Consider the following 19598-nt stretch of genomic DNA (forward strand, 5'->3'; position numbering starts at 1 on the left):
AGCGGCTTTGCTCTTGATATTTGCTCTGCCAACATTGGCTAAGCGTGGTCGGGCAACGCTGCCCTTTCGATGCCATTAAGAATAAGACCCGGGTGCGACGCAATGTCCGTTCTGCACTGCCGCACCAAATTATGCGGCAGTGCAGAAACTGCCTAATTTTTCATCCATTTTTCAGGCCAAAGTCAAAAGTTCTGCCATCAAAGAAGGCATCAGGCGCGAGAATCATATGGCCGCGCGATGACGCGACCGCCGTTTCAAACCGAAGCGAGCCTTCGATCTTTTCAGAGGCACCAGGCATATCGCCACCAATCTCTGCAAGGTTCTGGCGATAGAGATCAGATCGAAAACACGCCTTCGCCTGCGCAATGCCTGCCGCATCGGCACCCAGATGGTGTGCGATCCATGCAGCTTGGCTGCGCCACGGAAAAGTTGCGGCATGTTTGTGGAACTGAACGAACCGTTCGATCTGTACCGGGTGATCGCCTGCCCTTGGAACCAAGTGGCCCGTCAGGGCAGGGTCAATCAAATCAGGCGACAGGCTCAGATGTTCACTGCGCCCCAGAATTTCCACGGCGAGGGGTTTGTTCTTTGTCGCATCAAGCCATTGCGATGCACGAAACACGGCGCGCATCAATCGGCGGGCTGTATCGTCGTTTTCGCCAATCCAGTCATGACGTACAGCAAGCACTTTTTCCGGTGCAAACTGCCACACGTCGCGGCCGGACATCGCCAGCTGCGCCACGCCACGTTGCACGGCGACGCTGCCCCAAGGTTCCCCCACCCAAAAGGCGTCAACATGGCCGTCGGCAACGGCGTCGGCCATCCGGGGCGGTGGTACAGTGACTTCTTCTACGGTCAAACCGGGTGCGGCAGAGGTCCAGTACGACAACAGCAGACGGTGCATGGAATAGTGGAACGGCACGCCGACGCGCAGTGTTTTGCTTTTCTGGCGTGGCAACGCATCCAGCAACTTTTTTGCGTCGCCAAAGGCAGTGTCCTTGATCTGTGCTGCGGCCGCATTTGAAAGGCCAAACACGGTGCCATTGACCGACAGTACCATCAGTGCATCAACTTTGGCGCGCAGGCCACCCAGACCAATCGACATCGCAACCGGCATGGGCGACAGCATCTGGGCGGCATCAAGATGGCCAAGGGCCAACATATCGCGCAGGGCAGACCATGATGGTTGCCTGACCAGATTCAACTCCAGCCCCTCTTCGGCGGCAAAGCCAAGTTCTTTGGCGATCACCAAAGGCGCGCAATCAACCAAGGGGACATAGCCACAATTCAGGACAGTTCCCGTCACGACAACAGGTCCGCGGCGGTGACCAAGGCAAGTGCGACGTCAATCACCTTGCGCCCCTGGCTCATCGCGGTTTTGCGCAAGAGGTTATAGGCGTCGTCCTCGCTCAGCCCACGCTGGCGCATGAGGATGCCCTTGGCCCGGTCAATCGTCTTGCGGTCTTCCAGTGCTTGTTTCGCGGCGTCCAGCTCTGATTGCATCTGGCGCATGTATTTGAACCGCGCGATTGCGGTTTCGAGCACGGGTTTGATCCGCCCCATCGTCAAGCCATCAACGACATAGGCGCTCACTCCGGCGTTCAAGGCGGCCTTGGTCAGATTGTCATCGGTGTGATCAACAAAAAGGGCTACAGCGCGCTTTTCCGTCTTGGTGACGTAAGAGATATGTTCCAACGTATCGCGGTCCGGGTTCGCCAGATCGATAAGAACGATATCGGGGGCGAAGTCCTTGACCGTCCGGTCCAGTCCGGAAATTTGTGCCAAGGCTTTGACGTCGTGCCAGCCTGCGTCATTCAACGCATCAACGATGTCGCGCACTTTGACGGGGTCTGCTTCGACCACAAGAATTCGCAGGTTCTCACTCATGACAACGTCATTGTTGGCTGGTGAAGGGAGGTCTATTGCCATGAGGCCGTTTTCCGGGCGAAGTTCAGGTTCTGTCAGAAAAAGAGGCAGTTTGCGGCGGACTGCCTATCCTTCGGGCAACTTCTATCGGCGGCTCAAAACCTCGGGGGCCTATCAGCAGTAGTTGACTGATGTATTTTATTTCCGTATTTCGCGAAATATGGAATCATTGCTGATCAATCGCCTGTCCACACTCAGCCATCCACAACGAATGGCGGTGTTCCGGCTGTTGATGCGCCGGTGTCCCGATGAAGTACCCGCCGGTGAAATTGCAACCGCGCTTGACCTTAAGGCAAGCACCGCCTCGTCCTATTTGCAGGCCCTGACGCAAACCGGACTGATCAAGCAGCGGCGCGATGGGACGCATCTGCTTTATACGGTCGGTCTTGATGCGGCCCGCGAGGTCGTTGGCGGTCTTTTCCTTGATTGTTGCGGCGGCCGGGCAGATCTGTGTCCGCCTGAGTTGACGGATATCCTTCAGAATTTCGCGTCCAGCAAAGCAAAGAAATACAACGTCCTGTTTGTTTGCACCGGGAACTCGGCCCGGTCGATTTTTGCCGAAGCCATATTGCGTGATGCCGCAGGGCATCGGTTTGTGTCCTATTCTGCGGGGACAGAACACCGTTCGGATTTGAACCCTGACGCAATCGACGTGCTACAGACCAAAGGGCACGATGTGACGCAGCTGCGGTCAAAGAACATTGGCGAGTTTAATGGGATGAATGCCCCCCAAATGGATTTTGTTTTCACGGTGTGTGACCGTGCCGCCAACGAAGACTGTCCGACATGGCCGGGTCAGCCAGTATCAGGTCACTGGGGTATGCCCGATCCAGTCAAGGCAGAAGGCACCGATGCAGAAGTCCGCCTTGCGTTCTTGCAGACCTATGGTGCCTTGCATGCACGGATTGCAGCATTCACTGCGCTGCCTTTCGATCTGCTGGACCGGCGGACGCTACAAAACCGTATCGATGAAATTGGCTCTCGGGCCCATTAGAGGACGATCACACGATGACCACATATGCACTGAACGGCCTTGGTCGCATTGGCAAGCTGGCCTTGCGACCTTTGTTGGAGCAAGGCGCAGAGATCGCATTTGTTAACGATGCTGTGGGCGACGCGGCAATGCACGCGCATTTGCTGGAATTCGATTCCGTGCATGGGCGCTGGCCTGCTGCTTTTGGGGCGGATGATGCATCTATCACGATAGATGGAACACGTATCCCCGTCACACGTGCCCGCCGGTTGGAGGACCTGCCACTTGAGGGCGTCGATGTTGTGATCGATTGCACCGGCGCTTTCAAAACCGAGGCGACGCTGGCCCCTTATTTTGCAGCCGGTATCAAGAAGGTGGTCGTGTCGGCACCTGTTAAGGACGGTCCGACGGCGAACATTGTCTATGGCGTCAATAACGAAAGCTATGATCCAACCCTGCACCAAATTGTCACCGCGGCAAGCTGTACGACAAATTGCCTGGCCCCGGTTGTCAAAGTTCTGCTCGACGGGATCGGGATCAAACATGGGTCGATCACGACCATTCATGACGTCACCAATACGCAAACCATCGTGGATCGGCCTGCCAAAGATCTACGCCGTGCGCGATCCGCGCTGACCAACCTGATCCCGACCACGACAGGCTCTGCGACGGCGATCACACTTATCTACCCAGAGTTAGCTGGCAAGCTGAATGGCCATGCGGTGCGTGTCCCGCTGCTGAATGCCTCGATCACGGATTGCGTGTTTGAAATGGCCCGCGAGACCACAGCAGACGAAGTCAACAGCCTGTTCGCTGCGGCAGCAAAAGGTCCACTGATAGGCATCTTGGGATATGAAACGCGACCATTGGTATCGTCTGACTACACAAATGACACGCGCAGCGGCATCGTCGACGCGCCTTCTACAATGGTCGTCAATGGCACGCAGCTGAAGGTCTACGCATGGTATGACAATGAATATGGCTATGCGCACAGGTTGGTTGATGTCGCCATGATGGTTGGCGCAGGCCTATGACACGCCCGGCAGGTTTTGCCGCATATGTTGTCGTAACCGCGGCTTACTGGGCATTCATGCTGACGGATGGTGCGCTGCGTATGCTCGTGCTTTTGCATTTTCATACGCTTGGATTTTCGCCGGTGCAGCTGGCCTATCTGTTCGTGCTTTACGAAGTTGCGGGTGTCATCACGAACCTGTCTGCCGGCTGGATCGCTGCTCGTTTCGGGCTGACCTCGACGCTGTATGCGGGGCTTGTCTTGCAAATTTTGGCGCTTTTGGCGCTCACCCAGCTTGATCCAGAGTGGAGCGTCGTCGCATCGGTTGTGTTTGTGATGCTGGTGCAGGGTCTGTCCGGCGTTGCAAAGGACCTGTCCAAGATGAGTGCCAAAAGCGCGGTCAAGCTTTTGGCACCCACCGAAGGTGGCGCGCTTTTTCGATGGGTTGCCGTGCTGACAGGGTCCAAGAACGCCGTGAAAGGCTTGGGCTTTTTGTCCGGGGCCGTACTTTTGGCCGTTGTCGGTTTTCTACCAGCGGTTTTGATTATGGCGGCCGTTCTGTCTGCAATCCTGATCGCTGTCTTGATGCGCATGCCGACAGGCCTGCCGGTGGGCCGCAGAGACGCCAAATTCAAAGAGTTCTTTTCCAAGAACCGCAATATCAACTGGCTGAGTGCAGCGCGCCTTGTCTTGTTCGGCGCGCGGGACGTGTGGTTCGTGGTCGGCATACCGATCTATTTCTATGCGGTCTTATCCGACGGGAGCGAAGCCGGAAACCGCGCTGCGTTCTTCATGATCGGGACATTCATGGCGGTCTGGACGATCCTGTATGGCGCTGTGCAAGTCGCCGCACCCCGCATCCTGAAAGCAAAGTCACGACAACCGGCTGAGATTTTAGGGCAAGCGCGAAGGTGGGCCGCTGTGCTGATCGTGGTGCCTGCGTCGCTTGCTGGACTTGTCTGGTTGAACGGGCAGCATTCCGTGGGCTTAACGATGCTGATCGTCGCGGGTCTGCTTGCGTTTGGTGGGATTTTTGCCGTGAATTCTGCCCTGCATTCCTATCTCATTCTACAGTTCACAGATGCGCGCCGGGTGACGCTTGATGTTGGGTTTTACTATATGTCCAATGCAGCCGGTCGGCTTGTCGGTACCGTCTTGTCTGGTGCCACATACCAGTTTGGCGGCTTGGCGCTGTGTCTTGGCACAGCGGCCTTCATGATCGCGTTAAGTTGGGTGGCGGTGTCCCAACTGAGGCCTGCGCAGGGTGTTGAAATCACCCCATAATCTCTGGAGAGACGCAGGAAACTTGCGACGGCCTACCCTTTGGGCGCACACTGTCTTTGAAAATGAAGGAGGAAACTATGCCTAAGTATCTGTTCATTTATCACGGCGGCGGTATTCCCGAGACCCCGGAAGAAGGGGAAAAAGCGATGGCCGCTTGGGGCGCCTGGTACGAGGAACTTGGGGCGGCCACGCTCGACCCCGGTGCGCCCGTTGGCCAATCCCACACCGTGGCCAAAGGCAGCCATACAGAAGATGGCGGTGCGAACCCGGCGTCTGGCTATACGATCGTCACGGCAAGCGGCTATGAAGAGGCCTGCGCCTATGCTGCTAAAAATCCAATGGTTGTTGACGGGTCCGGCTCGGTTGAAGTCGCCGAAATGATGGAGATGTAGCGTAACAGCTACGCCTTCTTTGGACGCGGAATGACCCGGGCAGTGCACGTGCCTGACCCATGGGCAACCGCGGCCGCGGAACGAACGCTGCATCAGCAATTTCGAATCCCTCAAAATGAGCGTGATCAATGTTCATGCCGCTAGAATTGTGTGCCGAATTGCAAAAGAGTGTCTTTAGAGCATCGGTAACATGCTGATCCTATGTGAAAATCATCGAACAATGCCATAGCTACACAAGTGTCAGATTTTATTGACAGTTGATTTTGTCAAGACTTAATGACACATTCGACCTACAGATGCGTCAAAACGACGCGCTGAGGTGGGTGCATGGGCATGGTTGCAATCTTTGTGATCAAGTTCGGTGCCTTCGCGACCAACTAAGGAGGAATTCGGAGATGTCCGACGATCATGATAAGGTTTGGCCCACAGGCTTGACCCTTAAAGAGGCTGAGGAAGTTCACAGCTACCTCATTGATGGCACGCGCGTATTTGGCGCAATCGCTCTGATTGCACATCTGCTCGTGGCGATTTCAACGCCGTGGCTCGGCTAAGGAGGTAAAGTTATGAACAACGCAAAAATGTGGCTCGTTGTCCCCCCCGCCGTCGGCGTTCCTGTATTCCTCGGCGCAGTTGCCGTCGGATCATTTGCTGTCCATGTCGCCGTGGTAAGCAATACATCCTGGGTCGCTGATTTCCTGTCCGGCCAAGAGCTGGGATCGGGTGACGCAATGGCAGCCGCTGCGATGGCAGTGCCAGAGATGGACACAGCGCAGGCCGCTTATGTGATCGATTCCGCGGAAAATGGGCGTGAAGTGACTGTCATCTTGCAAGATGGCACCGTGACGCAAGCGATACTTCAGACCGACGAGGTGCTTGCCTCTTCCGAGGCGCCGCCGCTTCTGATCAGCAACTAACCAAGCGCAGCTTGGGTGCCCTTCGGCGCCCCGGCATTCTTCTAGTGACTTCCGGTGGCTGCCAGTAGAACTGGCAACCACCGGAACACGTGACTTGGGGACAATTCATGCCAAGCCTTCGCGATATTGCCCTGCGCCGTCTGGCGAACATCACACCAAAATATCTGCCATTCGCGGATGTTGCGACGGATGATGTGCCGCTGTCACGACTACTGCGCCTGTCACTTTTTCAAGTCACTGTTGGCATGGCCCTCGTCCTGCTTGTCGGGACATTGAACCGCGTCATGATCGTAGAACTGTCCGTCCCGGCAACGCTTGTTGCAGGGATGCTGGCGCTGCCGCTCCTCTTTGCGCCCCTTAGAACATGGATTGGATTTAAGTCCGACACTCATCGTTCCGCTTTGGGGTGGCGACGCGCGCCCTATATCTGGAAGGGCACGCTTTATCAGTTTGGCGGTTTTGCCATCATGCCCTTTGCGCTGCTGGTTTTGTCCGGCTATGGCGAAGCGATTGATGCCCCCCGCTGGATCGGCCTTTCAGCGGCGGCACTGTCATTTCTTCTGGTTGGGGCAGGGGTCCATATGGTCCAGACCGTTGGATTGGCGCTGGCGACCGACCTCGTCGACGACAAAGACCACCCCAAAGTCGTGGGTCTGATGTACGTGATGCTATTGGTCGGCATGGTTCTGAGCGCTTTGATCTACGGGGCACTTTTGGCGAATTACACCCCGGGCCGGCTTATTCAGGTCATTCAGGGTTCCGCTGTTTTGACCGTCGCGTTGAACCTGACCGCACTGTGGAAACAGGAGGCGCGCGACCGCACGCGCGCCCTGGAAATGCAAACCGCGAAACAGGAAAGTTTTTCCGTCGCCTGGCAACAGTTGACCAGCCGCCCCGGCGCAAAGCGACTGTTACTGTTGATTGGTCTGGGAACGTTTGGGTTTGGCATGGCCGATGTTCTGCTAGAGCCTTATGGCGGGCAGACGCTCGGATTTTCGGTGGCGCAAACGACAAGGTTAACCGCCATTCTGGCTGCCGGTACGTTGATCGGTTTCGGATATGCATCGCGGGCGCTGTCCAATGGTCGCGCCCCGATCCGATTGGCCGCGGTTGGTGCGGCTATTGGCATTCCCGGCTTTCTGGCGATCATCGCGTCATCTGTTTTCATCGGGCCACCACTCTTTGTTGCGGGAACGCTGGCGACTGGTCTGGGCGCTGGTCTTTTTGGGCATGCCACGCTGACTGCGACGATCCAAAAGGCGCCGGTTGGCCGTGTTGGCCTGTCGCTTGGCGCTTGGGGTGCCGTGCAAGCAACCTGCGCAGGGCTGGGTGTCCTATTAGCCGGTATCGTGCGCGACGTTCTGGTGGGTGTTTCGGCGACGGCGGGACTTAGTATGCAAACGCCCTATAATGTAGTCTTCAGTATAGAAGTCATCTTCTTGTGTCTGGCAGTTCTTGTGGCCCTACCGATGGTTATCAAGTCCCGCAGGCGCTTTGCGGCCCAGACCGAACCCGTGCCGCATACCAACCCAGTGGAGGTTTCATGACACAAGTCATCACGCGATATTTCGACAGCGCAGACCAAGCACAAGAGGCGAAGTACGAATTGGTTCAGATCAATCGGCTGTCTCCGCGTATTGTTGATATCTATGATACGCCAGACGGTCTTGTTGATGCGATGGCGACGCAGAAAATGCCCGAAGCAACGGCGCGCGCCTATCAAAGCCGCATGATGTCGACCGGTGGTGTGGTGATGCTGGTGCGTGCCGGATACAAGCCGCTGGGTGTGGCCAAGATCACCAGAGAGGTGACAGCGCAAAACGGTGCTGCGAACCTTGGCACTTTGATCGAGGAGGTCTACGTCAAGGACAAGCCAAAGCTTGGCGTCAGCATCTTGGACGGCCATCCGCACATTCTGAAGGTGCGCAGAGAACCCGGCACGACCAATTTTCACATGGCCGATTGGCCGATCCCCCTGATCAGCCGTCGCAAGCCCGGTGCCAATTCCCTGTCGCCACGGGGGTTTCATTTGACTGCTTTTGCGCTGCCTCTCATCGACCGTCGCAAGCCGTTCACGGCGTCGATCTTTGCACCCCATGCCCGGATGGCAAATTTCCCCATTCCGCTGATCAGTCGGCGCAAGCCGTTTACGGGGTCGATTATTCCGCCACATGCGCGCATGGCACGCTTCCCTATTCCGCTGATCAGCCGCAGAAAGCCGAAGAACCGCTCTTGGATCCCTCGTCATGGGCGTATGGCGACGGTGCCGTTCCCGCTTTTGATCAATGGCAAGACCGGAACAAACGCGTTGATCCCGGGTGCGCCGCGCATGGCGAACTTCCCCATTCCGCTGCTCAGCCGACGCACGCCATATACCGGGTCAATCTTTTCGCGCCATGCCCGCATGGCCAGTTTTCCAATTTCGTTGATCAGTCGGCGCAAGCCCTTTACCGGGTCGCTGATCCCGCGTCATGCGCGGATGGCGAATTTCATCTTGCCGCTGATCGTTCGGAAAGATGATCTGGTCTCACAAGATGGCAAGGACGGGTTTTCATTTTCGAAATTCCTGGGCATGCCCACGTTGATACGTAGATAGGTTTTTCTGAAGATCGGCCGTATGTGATCGGGCACCCTAGGGTGTCTGGTCAAAGCGTAATATTGATCTCTTCGAGAAACCGCAAAACATTGCCGGCCTCAATGCCTTGCTTGTGCGTTAGCTTTTGAACCGGAGTTGCCTTGATCCGATCACGGAGCTGATCACTGTCCGCAACTGTTTCGCTCATGCGTCGCTTTAGTTGATGCACAGGCACAGCGCTTACTTTAGGCATGTGCGACCACTGCGCTTTTACGTCCTGATGGTTGTTCGCCAGATATTCGAACAGATAGTGGAACCAGAAATACGGTGGTTCCCCATTTTCGTAGGGGCCCCAATTCCAGTATTCCAGCGCTATGGCGTACATTTCGGCGGCGATCACACTGTCCTGTGTAGCGCCAAGAAACCAGCTGGAAATCATGCGATCCTGTGCCGGTCGGTGGAATGCAAAGAACTCACATTGATTGAACATATTCGGCAACCAGTGATCGAGTGGTTTGAGGCAAAGGCATGATGCATCGACCCAGATGCCGCCGCCCTCTGCAAGTAGAGCTGTCCTTAGGACGTCGGCATAATGCGCGACCTTCATTTCTTTCGGGAACAGATCACGGCTGATGATCTTATCCGCGTCGTCTTGGTCCAGCAGGATAATATCCCAGTCCGGATTGCAGGCGCGCCAACTCCTAACGCATAGCTGCACGATATCCGGCGCGGCCTCAAAGCCCTGGTCCCAAAACATGTGAATGCGCCGCGGGAGCTGGATCGAATAGTGCTGCCGCCTTGTTTTTTGAACTGACCTGCCGTGCAGGAGCGTCTTGCGTTCACTGCGAAGGAAGGCTGCGAGTGGATTGTCCGGCAAGGCTTTGCCCCTCTTTGATCGCATTCACCTGATCTTATACCTGACCCCCAACTTGACGCGAGCCTGACGTATTAATTGATGATATCCTTGTAGGGAGAGACGTCATCTTCAAACGGTACGTGGCGCCAACGAAACTGCATATCCGTGAGGCATTCGGGGTTTTGGATACGATCCATGCGGAAGTGGCGAAAATCATCGCGGGATGGATCCCACGCCACCAAGTACCACAAAGGTTGCAGGATCAGCATGGCCTGCGGTTCGACCATCCTGCTGGTTTTGGCACCTTTTGCGTCACGGTAGTCAAATTTGATAAAGTGCCGCCGCAGAAACGCCGTTTCAAACGCAGGGAGCAAGTCAGGATCCATTGGACCGATGTCCGAAATGTCCTGCAACGGCGAGAGTTGTCCGATGTGAAGGCAGTCCAGAAATCTACGTAAGTCGCGCACCTTATCAGAAGGCAGTGCCTTTTCGATCTTGCCAAGCCCCGCGTCAGCAAGGCCAGAGAAGGGCAGGCTGTTGGCTGCGCGCATGGCCGAGACGCTGATCAACAGTGCAAAGACCTCTGCCACAGACAGTCGCGCCGTCGTTTGCATGGATTGCGGATCAAGCTGCACCCCGCCGCCGCGCCCGCATTCCGAGTGGATAACGAACCCCTCGTCACGCAGTGCGCAGATGTCACGCAGAACCGTGCGCCGTGATGCGCCAACCTGATCGGCCAGTTCATCAATGGTGGATGTGCCGTTGCGGCGCAAGGTGCGCACAATGGTGTCATGTCGCATGCGAATGTTCATTTTTTCACTCTAACACTTTTGGTGACAAAATTTGGCACCATTAAGCTCTATCAAGTTTTCAGACACATCAACAAGGAGAAATCACAATGAACCGCACACCTGTAAATCCCTGGGACTGGTCACTGAAGCTGGGTTACAATCAGGCCGAAATCATCACCGATACATCTCGCCAACTGATCTGCGCAGGCCAGACCGCCGTCGATGGTGAGGGCACCCCTCAACATCCGGGCGATATGCGGGGCCAGATTGGTCTGGCCCTGGATAATCTGGAGGCGGTGCTGAAAGCCGCTGACATGGACCTGACCAACATTATTCGATTGGGGGTTTATGCGACGGACGTCGACGAAGCGTTGAAGAACTTTGACCTGATGGGAATGCGCTTTGGACCGTTGCGCTGCGCGCCACCGATGACCTTGTTGGGCGTGACCCGTTTGGCAATCCCCGGTCTGTTGTTTGAGATCGAAGCGACAGCCGCCGCGTAATTTGAGGCACGAAAGAGGGAAGGGGGCCGCGTGGCCCCCTTCTTGTGTCTGCACACATGCAATGGTGTTAGATCAGACGACCCGTTCGACCATCATGCCCTTGATATGGGCAATCGCCTTTGCCGGGTTCAGACCCTTCGGGCAGGTCTTGGCGCAGTTCATGATGGTGTGGCAGCGATAGAGTTTGAACGGATCCTCCAGTTGATCCAGACGCTCGCCGGTTGCTTCATCACGGCTATCAATGATCCAACGATACGCATGCAACAGCGCCGCTGGTCCAAGATACCGATCGCCATTCCACCAGTAGGACGGGCAGGAGGTTGAACAGGATGCGCACATCACGCATTCGTACAAGCCATCCAATTTCTTGCGATCCTCAATGGACTGCTTCCACTCTTTTGCAGGGCGGTTGGTCTTTGTCTCCAGCCACGGCATGATTGACGCGTGTTGTGCATAGAAATGCGTCAGGTCCGGGATCAAATCCTTGATGACCGGCATATGTGGAAGAGGATAGATTTTCACATCGCCCTTTACCTCATCCATGCCATAGATGCAGGCCAGCGTATTGATCCCATCAATGTTCATCGCACAGGAACCGCAAATACCTTCACGGCAGGACCGGCGGAAGGTCAGCGTGGGATCAATCTCATTCTTGATCTTGATCAGCGCGTCCAGAACCATCGGGCCGCAGGTATCCATGTCCACAAAGTAAGTGTCCAGCGACGGGTTTTTGCCATCGTCGGGGTTCCAACGATAAATCTGCACTTTGCGCAGGTTCGTCGCGCGTTCAGGCTTGGGCCATGTCTTGCCCGTCGTCATGCGGGAGTTTTTGGGAAGTGTCAGTTGTACCATTTGTCAGTCTCTCCTCGCGGTGGGCACCTTAGCCCAGCTTTTCTTCGGCGACGCGCAAAATCTCTTTCGCTCTGGCGTCAAAACTATGTTCTTTGCGCATTTTGATCGCAAAATCATAACGCGCTTTCTTTTTTTCTTCGTCTCGGACCTGATGCGCTTCAACGCGGCTGCGAATTCTTCTTCTGTCGAGACGCATTCCACAAACGGGTTCATGTCATCGGGCAACCACGACACATCGTCCGAAATAACCGGTGCGGCACAAGCCAACGCATCAAAGATGCGGTTCGATGTCAGGCCATGTTCGCGCATCAGGGGCGTGTGATCATTCAGCACAATCTCTGCCTGACAATAGTGTTGGCCCAATTGCGCATTGTCCAACTGTTCGCCGCGGACAAAATCCTTGGCCGCAGTTTCCCGCCAACCGGGACCCCAGATATCAAGATTGGCACCGCTTTTCAGTGCAAGATCAACCAGCGGTCGCTTCCCGTCCCGTGCGATGCCAACAAACAAGACGCCAGAGCGTTCCTGATCAGGATCAGGCATCGGCATCCGTTCGATATCAAAGGCCTGCGGCAGCAATGACATCGGCGTGGTTGGCTGTTCTTTTTCAAGGCGGCCCAACAAAGGCGCACTGGCAACAAACACATGATCGGCGTCATGCGTCGTTGTGTTCGAGATCAGCCACTGCATTGACAGGCGCCCCAACCGCTTTGGGTGCGGGGTATGCCCACTGATCACCAGATCAATCTCATGATCTTTTTCTTCAACGGCCCAGTGCTTTCTGGTCCGAACAGAGGCGGTATGCCCTTGCCGCTCAAGCGCTTGCTGCAATCCAACTGCAAAATGATAATCACCCCAGCGGGTCTGAAAACGTGGGCGCGGCACGTTGGTTTTCAGCGCAAAGTGCAAGGGACCATCGGGTCTTTTGGGTTTGATCACCCAGGGGCTGTTTTCGGTGCTTTCGACATTCAGCCCCGCGATATAGCCGCTGAGGTCGTCATGTTCATCAAACTCGGCGATGATCGCGTCATAGTTCTCTTCAAGATCACGGTTCTTGGGATCAAGCCCAGTGACAATCACCAACCCCGTCGGGGCAGCATCAAACGTGCGCACTGTCAGATCAGGCCGATATTTCTGCAAGATCGGCACAAGCTTCCACACATCACCGGTCCATGCGCGCTGTTTGACCTGGCTACGATCACGCAAAGCCATATTCGCCGACCACGGAAGACAGTCATGAAGGACGATACAACCGTCCTTGGACATATGCGGTTCGGTATTCAGAAAATCCCGCAGCAGATATTCATAAAGATGCATGCCATCAAGGAAAGCCAGATCAAACTTGCACCCGAGTTTGTCCAGATAACCACCAGCGAAGAACGCATCGCTTGTGTCCTGAAACAGATGCAGTTCCGGCTTGTTGGTCCAGACATCTTGGTTCAGCTGAAATTGGGGGTCGACGGAAACCGACTTGGCTTTGGATTTGACAAGGCTGGCACCCGTCTGTGTGCCGATCTCAAGATACCATTTGGGGCGGATCGCTGCATGAATCTCTTCAAAGAACGTCAGGTAATGTTTGCCTGACGCCTTCGCAAAGGTCGCATCTTCTTTTTGTATTTCGTCCGCTTCACTCAACGCTTGTCTCACATCTTTTGTCAGCCGCAGGCAGGTCAACGCATGCGACAACACTCATGATATAACATGAACGCGCATTCAACCCCGTGGCATAGTGTGCCATCGACGCGACCAACAACCAGGACCGTCTGGCGCCTCTACCGACACTACGCATTTATCACATCCAACAGGGTTTGTGCACGGTTGTCGAACGTATCATGCGCCAGCACGGCTTTTGACGCCTCCGCGCGCGCGGCCGCTGGCATTGACCGCGCGCGCGCGACCGCCTCTCCAAATGTCTGATCCGTATATTGGTGGGCATATGTCTCTGCGACGTCCGGGAGTTGGACCATCTTTTCGGTCACCAGTGGCGCGCCGCAGGCCAAGACATCAAACACGCGATTGGACGCAAAACCATAGGACAGCATTTTGTCAGTGTGGTCATTCAGAACGACCTCTGCGCTCGCATAGTACCGACCGAGGTGGTCATTGCGAATGGACGTACCTTTCCAAATCTCAGGCGCAAGAACACCGTCCCAACCGGCACCCCAAACATGCAGATCAAGCTGCGCTGCCAAGGCAAGATCAACAACCGGGCGCGGCGAAATCGACCGTCTGTTTCCGACGAACAGCACGTCGGACCGACAGGCGTCGTCCTGCAAATGTGGGCCAAAGACATGCCCATCCGTGCATTGCGGCAAGTAGGAACAGGAAATTCCGCGGGCCGATACTTCGTCGGCGAATTTTTGGGATGCCACAAAAACATGCGCGGCCCCCGATAGTTCAGCGTGCGACACGGCGTCTGGATGTGAAATGATCCAAAGAAAGTAAGGTACGTTCTTTGTGGGAACGACGGGGCGCACCCCACGGATGACCAAATCGACTTGCCCGCGCTGCCGAAAGCGGCGCAATGCGTTGTTCAGGCTGCCGCGAACGGCAAAATCGAAGCAGACGCTGACACCCAACCGCTCAAAAGCATCGGCCAATGATCGGGCAAAGTACCAATCGCCCCACATAGCCTCGGGTTTGGGTTTGGGACAGGGTAGTACAAAGCGAATTTTTTTGATCACCTTGTCATCCTAATACTGGTCGAATTTTGCCGGTAATTGGCAGGTCTGTAGCTTACGTCTCATAGCCGAACCTTTCATAATCCGCGGCGTACATGCTGCGGATTAGTTCCCTATTCTTGCGTGTCAGCTTTGTTGACTTCGACGACTTCTTTTCATGGCCGATGCCAATCGATTTGCCGTGCTCTCCAAACTCTGCGTCGAGCCGGGCCACCATCATATCCAAACCATCTTCCAGTCTGAAAACTTCGGCATCATCAGGCACGAATTTGACTTGCGGGAGGGCATGCGCATCATATCGGTACGGGTTCTTCGCCAGTTGGTTGGCGAGACGAGAAAGCCAAAAACCAAAAGGGACGAACCGCCCAATCGTTTTCTGGCTGGACTTTTGAAACCGGTAAACGCTTGCAAGCCGATCGGCAGGATGCCTGACGACAGCAAAGCTATAGTCAATAAAGTTTTCGGGAAGTATACGCTCGAGGGCGCTGACTGTTACATGCTGCGGGGACGTCTTGGTCCATGGAAACTCCGCTGGGTCCCGAATGAATGCTCTGTCTTCAAATCCAGCGTCCCCGAAGCGCGCGTGCAAATACTCGGTCACACTCGTCCCCGCACATTTAGGCACATGTGCGAAAAAGATCAGTCTATTCGAATGTCGATAAAGTGGCATAAGCGTCTACTGGCCCAAGCTCAAAAATCTCTGAGCCGCGCGGGCCTTACCGGCAACTCGCCCGTCAACCGAAACACGCAGCTTTCATAGACCTCAATCGGGTCGCGGCCGCGGATTGCATCCAGGCTAAGGCCAATACTGCCATCAACGAAGGTCCCGGTCTTGCTGTTTGCGCCAACTGTGACGCCAAACTCGGGACCTTGTGCGGCCCGTGCGCGTTCTTCGCAGCGATCTGCTGCACGCTCGGGTGAGATTTCGCCACATGCGGCAATAACCAATGCAGCACCAAGACAGAACAATCGCTTCATAGCGCCAGCCCTCCGATCCCAAGTGAGCTGTTCAGCGCACATCGCACCGTATCGGGTCGTCCGGCGATCTCGACAATCAGATTGGTCGTTCGCTGATTGGTACCCACAAGTGCCGCCTCGGCGATTTGAAGGATCTCGCCAGAGGACGCGTTGTCGATAATGCAATCGGTGTAGGGCCGCGCATTGACACCGGGAAAGCGGCTCTGCACTGTCGTATTCACAACGCCCTTTGCGGCATCACGGGCCAGCGTATCGCCGGTTGGGCCAAGGTCTTGCATACAGCCAGCAAGGCCTATGGCAGCCACGCAAAGAGGCACGGCGACCCGCATCAGAATGTCCGTTCTTTTGGCGCAATCTTCGCTTCGGAAATCCCGCCTTCAGCCTCGGTTGTCAGGCCTGCGGTGATCACCGGGCGATAGCTCAATTTGACCTTTGCCGCATCAATATGGCTCAACGTATGGACGCGCCAGTTTTCATCATCGCGTGTTGCATAGTCTTCATGCGCATGCGCGCCACGGCTTTCCTTGCGCGCCTCTGCGCCCACAATCGTGGCCAGTGCGTTTGGCATCAGGTTCGTTAGTTCCAGCGTTTCCATCAGATCGCTATTCCAGACTAAGCTGCGGTCGGTGACCGACAGATCATCCATCTTTTCCGCAATCGCTGTCATCTTCTGCACGCCCTCGCCCAGCGTCTTGTCAGTGCGGAACACCGCCGCATCGGCCTGCATCGCCTTCTGCATCTCAAGACGCAGTTCCGCAGTACCAACAGTGCCTTTTGCATGGCGCAGCCCATCGAAGCGGTCAAAGCACGCATCGACGGAAGCTTGGTTCAAGGTTGGGTTCGGCGCATCGCGGTCTACAACTTCACCCGCACGGATCGCAGCGGCGCGGCCAAAGACCACAAGGTCGATCAGGCTGTTCGATCCTAGACGGTTCGCCCCATGCACGGACGCACAACCAGCCTCGCCCACAGCCATCAGGCCGGGCACAACAGCGTTGGGGTCCTTCTTGGTGGGGTTCAGCACCTCACCATAATAATTCGTCGGAATACCGCCCATGTTGTAATGCACAGTCGGCAACACAGGGATCGCCTCCTTGGTCACATCAACGCCCGCAAAAATACGCGCGCTTTCCGAAATACCCGGCAGACGTTCGGCCAAAGCCTCTTTCGGCAGGTGGTTCAGGTTCAGGCTGATGTGGTCGCCATTCGCCCCCACACCGCGGCCTTCGCGGATTTCCATCGTCATGCAGCGGCTAACGTAGTCACGCGGAGCAAGGTCTTTATAATTGGGCGCGTAACGCTCCATGAACCGCTCACCCTCAGAGTTGGTCAGATAACCACCCTCGCCACGCGCGCCTTCAGTGATCAGGCAACCCGCACCATAGATGCCGGTCGGGTGGAATTGCACGAACTCCATATCCTGTAACGGCAGACCCTGACGGGCCACCATGCCACCGCCGTCACCCGTACAAGTGTGGGCAGATGTGGCGCTGAAATAGGCTCGGCCATAGCCGCCGGTCGCCAGTACAACAGTCTTGGCGTTGAAAACATGCATGGTGCCATCGTCCAGCTTCCATGCAATCACACCCTGACAGATGCCGTCATCGGACATAATCAGATCAAGGGCGAAATATTCGATATAAAACTCGGCCTGCTGTTTCAGCGACTGGCCATAAAGCGTGTGCAAAATGGCGTGGCCGGTGCGGTCAGCAGCGGCACAGGTGCGCTGTACGGGCGGGCCTTCGCCAAATTCAGTTGTGTGACCACCAAAGGGGCGCTGATAAATCTTGCCCTCTTCGGTGCGCGAAAACGGCACGCCGTAATGTTCCAGCTCGTAAACCGCCTTGGGGGCTTCACGCGCCAGATACTCCATCGCATCGGTATCACCCAACCAGTCAGAGCCCTTGACCGTGTCGTACATATGCCACTGCCAGCTATCCGGGCCCATGTTGCCCAAGGACGCCGCAATACCACCCTGTGCGGCAACGGTGTGCGACCGGGTCGGGAAGACCTTGGTGATACAGGCAGTCCGCAGACCTTGCTCGGCCAGACCCAAAGTGGCCCGTAGTCCAGCGCCGCCGGCCCCTACAACAATCGCGTCATAGGTATGTGTTTCGTATTCGTAGGCTGCCATCGTGAGGTTGCTCCGAAAGAATTAAAGGGCGATGCGGATGATTGCGAAAATCGCAAAGGCAGCCGCCGCGTAAGAGACACAGATCATGCCGATGATCGCCGCTTTACGGGCGAAACCATGAACATAATCTTCGATCAGGGTTTGGACACCCAACCGGTAATGAAAGAAACCCACCAGCATGGTCAGGATCGCAACGACAGCAGGGAACGGACGCTGGTAATAGGCGATCACCTCTTCATAAGGCGATCCAAGGATCCAGCCGAAGGTGAAAATGAACAGGGGCGTCAGGATCAGCAAAGCCACGGAAGTGACCATCATCTGCCAATGATGTTCGGTCCCGGTTTTTGCAGAACCCATGCCAGAGGCGCGCTTGCGGTCAGTCAAAAAAGCCATATCAGCGCCCCCTCACACGACAACAATTGTAAAGATGGTCAAAAGCACCGCCAGCACCATCATCATTTGCGCGGCCAGCTCTGACTTATCCACGTCAAGCATGCGGCCACTGTCCCAGACCAAATGGCGCAAACCACCCAGCAGGTGATACCAAAGCCCCAAAACCGATAGCGTCATGACCAGATCACCAAACCAGCTGGTGACAAATCCATTCGCTGTGGCGAATGCCTCTGGCCCAGCAGCGGCAGCCACAAACCACCAGACAATCATCAAAGCCGCAACGATCAGGGCATTGCCCGTGATCCGCACCAGAATGGATGAGATGGATGTCCACTGCGGACGATAGATCGACAAATGCGGCGAAAGCGGGCGGTTGCCCCGGTTCACGTCGGCCATAATTGTTCCCTTCGTTGGCTTCATGTCGTCCGGCAAGACGACGCCTTCGCACTCTTATTGCACCATTCTGTTAACAGAGTCACGCGCAGCAAACCGTTCAGAGCGCGAAAAAAGGTCGCGAAAAGCGGGGTTTTTCGAACTTGTGATCACACTTCTAAAAGGCGTGATCACAAACTGGCTATTGTGGCTCAAGCGACGCGACCGGCTTCGTCAATTCGCGCAACAGCTTGCGTCTAATTTCCTGTGGATAGTCGTCAAAGCTATTCGCCGTCGCCGCAAAGGCCCCCGGCCCCATGATGACATCACTTTCAAAATAGCGCGTTAGCCCCGGCATGCTTGCCTCGATCGCCAGCGCATTCACAGTCACGCCCGCCGCCTCCAATGCGGGCCAGACCAATGGGGGCGCGCGCCCTTCATTGCTGGGGCCATCGCCCGAGATGTCGATCACATGGCGTTCACACTCTGGCACCTGCGCGAAATGCGGCAAGGACAGCATCAATGCTTCCCCAATCGCGGTTGAAAAGTTGCGCCAAAGACGTGGTGTTGTCACAACCTCATTGGCGAAGGCCAGAACAACGGTCGCGTCCCGCATCGTCCGCCAGTGGACAACAACTTCTTGGCGGCTGGTCCCGGTCCATTGCACCAATGCCAGTTTTGATTGACCACCCACCAATGCGTCCGACACCGCGCTGTCCAGCAACCCAGCGGCCAAGCCATCCATCTGAATGCGGTACTCATGCGGATCCACCGAACCCGACACATCAACAGCCAGCATCAGGGCAACATCGCAGGCCTGTACCGGCGTGGTGAGGGAAAACAAGCTGGCACAAAGGATCGCACGCATAGGCCCACCCTATCGGTGCGGGCGGGACAGGCAAATCACAAGTGGGAGCTTGGGTAGTTCAGTGTTAGACGATGAAGGATCGGTTTGCGGGACT

General features: G+C 55.9%; 23 protein-coding genes. 9 read left to right on the plus strand and 14 right to left on the minus strand.

Features of this window, described 5'->3' with window-relative positions; genetic code table 11:
* Positions 1-160: 160 nt before the first annotated feature.
* On the minus strand, positions 161-1306 hold the full coding sequence (locus ACZ1G5_RS11910) for a CmpA/NrtA family ABC transporter substrate-binding protein (protein ID WP_472733043.1): 1146 nt from the start codon (positions 1304-1306) through the stop codon (positions 161-163).
* Positions 1303-1887: an ANTAR domain-containing response regulator gene (locus tag ACZ1G5_RS11915; RefSeq protein WP_472734323.1), complete on the minus strand. Its 585-nt coding sequence runs from the start codon at positions 1885-1887 to the stop codon at positions 1303-1305. Before ACZ1G5_RS11915 ends, ACZ1G5_RS11910 begins: the two co-directional genes overlap by 4 nt.
* 199 nt (positions 1888-2086) lie before the next feature.
* Between ACZ1G5_RS11915 and ACZ1G5_RS11920 the strand changes: the two genes are divergently transcribed.
* From ACZ1G5_RS11920 to ACZ1G5_RS11955, 8 genes are all read left to right on the plus strand, one after another.
* On the plus strand, positions 2087-2920 hold the full coding sequence (locus ACZ1G5_RS11920) for an arsenate reductase/protein-tyrosine-phosphatase family protein (protein ID WP_472733044.1): 834 nt from the start codon (positions 2087-2089) through the stop codon (positions 2918-2920).
* A 14-nt stretch (positions 2921-2934) separates the two neighbouring features.
* Entirely contained in the window at positions 2935-3933 is a 999-nt protein-coding gene (locus ACZ1G5_RS11925) for an ArsJ-associated glyceraldehyde-3-phosphate dehydrogenase (RefSeq protein ID WP_472733045.1), read from the plus strand.
* Positions 3930-5195, plus strand: a complete 1266-nt coding sequence (gene arsJ / locus ACZ1G5_RS11930) for an organoarsenical effux MFS transporter ArsJ (protein ID WP_472733046.1) — start codon at positions 3930-3932, stop codon at positions 5193-5195. Before ACZ1G5_RS11925 ends, arsJ begins: the two co-directional genes overlap by 4 nt.
* 77 nt (positions 5196-5272) lie before the next feature.
* The gene (locus ACZ1G5_RS11935; RefSeq protein WP_472733047.1) at positions 5273-5587 is read left to right on the plus strand and encodes a YciI family protein; all 315 of its coding nucleotides are present in this window, start codon (positions 5273-5275) and stop codon (positions 5585-5587) included.
* Between the two features lie 395 nt (positions 5588-5982).
* Positions 5983-6138: a light-harvesting antenna LH1, beta subunit gene (gene pufB, locus ACZ1G5_RS11940; protein ID WP_472733048.1), complete on the plus strand. Its 156-nt coding sequence runs from the start codon at positions 5983-5985 to the stop codon at positions 6136-6138.
* A gap of 12 nt (positions 6139-6150) precedes the next feature.
* On the plus strand, positions 6151-6501 hold the full coding sequence (locus tag ACZ1G5_RS11945; RefSeq protein ID WP_472733049.1) for a light-harvesting protein: 351 nt from the start codon (positions 6151-6153) through the stop codon (positions 6499-6501).
* A gap of 107 nt (positions 6502-6608) precedes the next feature.
* Positions 6609-8048, plus strand: a complete 1440-nt coding sequence (locus tag ACZ1G5_RS11950; RefSeq protein ID WP_472733050.1) for a PucC family protein — start codon at positions 6609-6611, stop codon at positions 8046-8048.
* Positions 8045-9097 (plus strand): PucR family transcriptional regulator, encoded by a 1053-nt coding sequence (locus tag ACZ1G5_RS11955; protein ID WP_472733051.1) that lies wholly within the window; start codon positions 8045-8047, stop codon positions 9095-9097. Before ACZ1G5_RS11950 ends, ACZ1G5_RS11955 begins: the two co-directional genes overlap by 4 nt.
* Before the next feature lie 49 nt (positions 9098-9146).
* Here ACZ1G5_RS11955 and ACZ1G5_RS11960 read toward each other — a convergent pair whose 3' ends face one another.
* Positions 9147-9977: a capsular polysaccharide synthesis protein gene (locus tag ACZ1G5_RS11960; RefSeq protein WP_472733052.1), complete on the minus strand. Its 831-nt coding sequence runs from the start codon at positions 9975-9977 to the stop codon at positions 9147-9149.
* A gap of 47 nt (positions 9978-10024) precedes the next feature.
* Positions 10025-10744, minus strand: coding sequence for a helix-turn-helix transcriptional regulator (locus ACZ1G5_RS11965; RefSeq protein WP_472733053.1), 720 nt, complete (start codon positions 10742-10744; stop codon positions 10025-10027).
* A gap of 86 nt (positions 10745-10830) precedes the next feature.
* On the opposite strand from ACZ1G5_RS11965, the gene ACZ1G5_RS11970 reads away from it, so the two are divergent.
* Positions 10831-11226 carry a RidA family protein gene (locus tag ACZ1G5_RS11970; RefSeq protein WP_472733054.1) on the plus strand — a complete coding sequence of 132 codons (396 nt, stop codon included), beginning with the start codon at positions 10831-10833 and terminating at the stop codon, positions 11224-11226.
* A gap of 72 nt (positions 11227-11298) precedes the next feature.
* Here ACZ1G5_RS11970 and ACZ1G5_RS11975 read toward each other — a convergent pair whose 3' ends face one another.
* From ACZ1G5_RS11975 to ACZ1G5_RS12020, 10 genes are all read right to left on the minus strand, one after another.
* Positions 11299-12078 (minus strand): succinate dehydrogenase iron-sulfur subunit, encoded by a 780-nt coding sequence (locus ACZ1G5_RS11975; RefSeq protein ID WP_472733055.1) that lies wholly within the window; start codon positions 12076-12078, stop codon positions 11299-11301.
* A 3-nt stretch (positions 12079-12081) separates the two neighbouring features.
* Complete coding sequence (locus ACZ1G5_RS11980; protein ID WP_472733056.1) at positions 12082-13725, minus strand: glycosyltransferase family protein; 1644 nt, start codon at positions 13723-13725, stop codon at positions 12082-12084.
* Between the two features lie 134 nt (positions 13726-13859).
* A complete protein-coding gene (locus ACZ1G5_RS11985) occupies positions 13860-14762 on the minus strand; it encodes a glycosyltransferase family protein (RefSeq protein ID WP_472733057.1) in 903 nt (300 codons plus the stop codon).
* A gap of 52 nt (positions 14763-14814) precedes the next feature.
* Positions 14815-15429, minus strand: coding sequence for a sulfotransferase family 2 domain-containing protein (locus ACZ1G5_RS11990; RefSeq protein ID WP_472733058.1), 615 nt, complete (start codon positions 15427-15429; stop codon positions 14815-14817).
* A gap of 20 nt (positions 15430-15449) precedes the next feature.
* Positions 15450-15737 carry a hypothetical protein gene (locus ACZ1G5_RS11995; RefSeq protein ID WP_472733059.1) on the minus strand — a complete coding sequence of 96 codons (288 nt, stop codon included), beginning with the start codon at positions 15735-15737 and terminating at the stop codon, positions 15450-15452.
* Positions 15734-16066: a succinate dehydrogenase gene (locus tag ACZ1G5_RS12000; RefSeq protein ID WP_472733060.1), complete on the minus strand. Its 333-nt coding sequence runs from the start codon at positions 16064-16066 to the stop codon at positions 15734-15736. The genes ACZ1G5_RS11995 and ACZ1G5_RS12000 overlap by 4 nt, the downstream gene beginning before the upstream one ends.
* Positions 16066-17871, minus strand: coding sequence for a succinate dehydrogenase flavoprotein subunit (sdhA, locus tag ACZ1G5_RS12005; RefSeq protein WP_472733061.1), 1806 nt, complete (start codon positions 17869-17871; stop codon positions 16066-16068). Before sdhA ends, ACZ1G5_RS12000 begins: the two co-directional genes overlap by 1 nt.
* Positions 17872-17892: 21 nt before the next feature.
* Positions 17893-18264, minus strand: a complete 372-nt coding sequence (gene sdhD / locus ACZ1G5_RS12010) for a succinate dehydrogenase, hydrophobic membrane anchor protein (RefSeq protein WP_472733062.1) — start codon at positions 18262-18264, stop codon at positions 17893-17895.
* 12 nt (positions 18265-18276) lie between these two features.
* Positions 18277-18660 (minus strand): succinate dehydrogenase, cytochrome b556 subunit, encoded by a 384-nt coding sequence (gene sdhC / locus ACZ1G5_RS12015; RefSeq protein WP_472734324.1) that lies wholly within the window; start codon positions 18658-18660, stop codon positions 18277-18279.
* Positions 18661-18838: 178 nt separating this feature from the next.
* Positions 18839-19504 (minus strand): DUF1194 domain-containing protein, encoded by a 666-nt coding sequence (locus tag ACZ1G5_RS12020; protein WP_472733063.1) that lies wholly within the window; start codon positions 19502-19504, stop codon positions 18839-18841.
* Positions 19505-19598 lie beyond the last annotated feature (94 nt).

Source organism: Yoonia sp. JB2-21 (assembly GCF_055693545.1).

Coding starts and splice junctions, on each gene's coding strand:
- ACZ1G5_RS11950 (WP_472733050.1), top strand. CDS start 6,609: ATGCCAAGCCTTCGCGATATTGCCCTGCGCCGTCTGGCGAACATCACA.
- sdhC (WP_472734324.1), bottom strand. CDS start 18,660: ATGGCCGACGTGAACCGGGGCAACCGCCCGCTTTCGCCGCATTTGTCG.
- ACZ1G5_RS11960 (WP_472733052.1), bottom strand. CDS start 9,977: ATGCGATCAAAGAGGGGCAAAGCCTTGCCGGACAATCCACTCGCAGCC.
- ACZ1G5_RS11995 (WP_472733059.1), bottom strand. CDS start 15,737: ATGAAGCGATTGTTCTGTCTTGGTGCTGCATTGGTTATTGCCGCATGT.
- ACZ1G5_RS11970 (WP_472733054.1), top strand. CDS start 10,831: ATGAACCGCACACCTGTAAATCCCTGGGACTGGTCACTGAAGCTGGGT.
- sdhA (WP_472733061.1), bottom strand. CDS start 17,871: ATGGCAGCCTACGAATACGAAACACATACCTATGACGCGATTGTTGTA.
- ACZ1G5_RS11955 (WP_472733051.1), top strand. CDS start 8,045: ATGACACAAGTCATCACGCGATATTTCGACAGCGCAGACCAAGCACAA.
- ACZ1G5_RS11935 (WP_472733047.1), top strand. CDS start 5,273: ATGCCTAAGTATCTGTTCATTTATCACGGCGGCGGTATTCCCGAGACC.
- ACZ1G5_RS11975 (WP_472733055.1), bottom strand. CDS start 12,078: ATGGTACAACTGACACTTCCCAAAAACTCCCGCATGACGACGGGCAAG.
- pufB (WP_472733048.1), top strand. CDS start 5,983: ATGTCCGACGATCATGATAAGGTTTGGCCCACAGGCTTGACCCTTAAA.
- ACZ1G5_RS12020 (WP_472733063.1), bottom strand. CDS start 19,504: ATGCGTGCGATCCTTTGTGCCAGCTTGTTTTCCCTCACCACGCCGGTA.
- ACZ1G5_RS12000 (WP_472733060.1), bottom strand. CDS start 16,066: ATGCGGGTCGCCGTGCCTCTTTGCGTGGCTGCCATAGGCCTTGCTGGC.
- sdhD (WP_472733062.1), bottom strand. CDS start 18,264: ATGGCTTTTTTGACTGACCGCAAGCGCGCCTCTGGCATGGGTTCTGCA.
- ACZ1G5_RS11920 (WP_472733044.1), top strand. CDS start 2,087: ATGGAATCATTGCTGATCAATCGCCTGTCCACACTCAGCCATCCACAA.
- ACZ1G5_RS11945 (WP_472733049.1), top strand. CDS start 6,151: ATGAACAACGCAAAAATGTGGCTCGTTGTCCCCCCCGCCGTCGGCGTT.
- ACZ1G5_RS11915 (WP_472734323.1), bottom strand. CDS start 1,887: ATGAGTGAGAACCTGCGAATTCTTGTGGTCGAAGCAGACCCCGTCAAA.
- ACZ1G5_RS11925 (WP_472733045.1), top strand. CDS start 2,935: ATGACCACATATGCACTGAACGGCCTTGGTCGCATTGGCAAGCTGGCC.
- arsJ (WP_472733046.1), top strand. CDS start 3,930: ATGACACGCCCGGCAGGTTTTGCCGCATATGTTGTCGTAACCGCGGCT.
- ACZ1G5_RS11965 (WP_472733053.1), bottom strand. CDS start 10,744: ATGAACATTCGCATGCGACATGACACCATTGTGCGCACCTTGCGCCGC.
- ACZ1G5_RS11990 (WP_472733058.1), bottom strand. CDS start 15,429: ATGCCACTTTATCGACATTCGAATAGACTGATCTTTTTCGCACATGTG.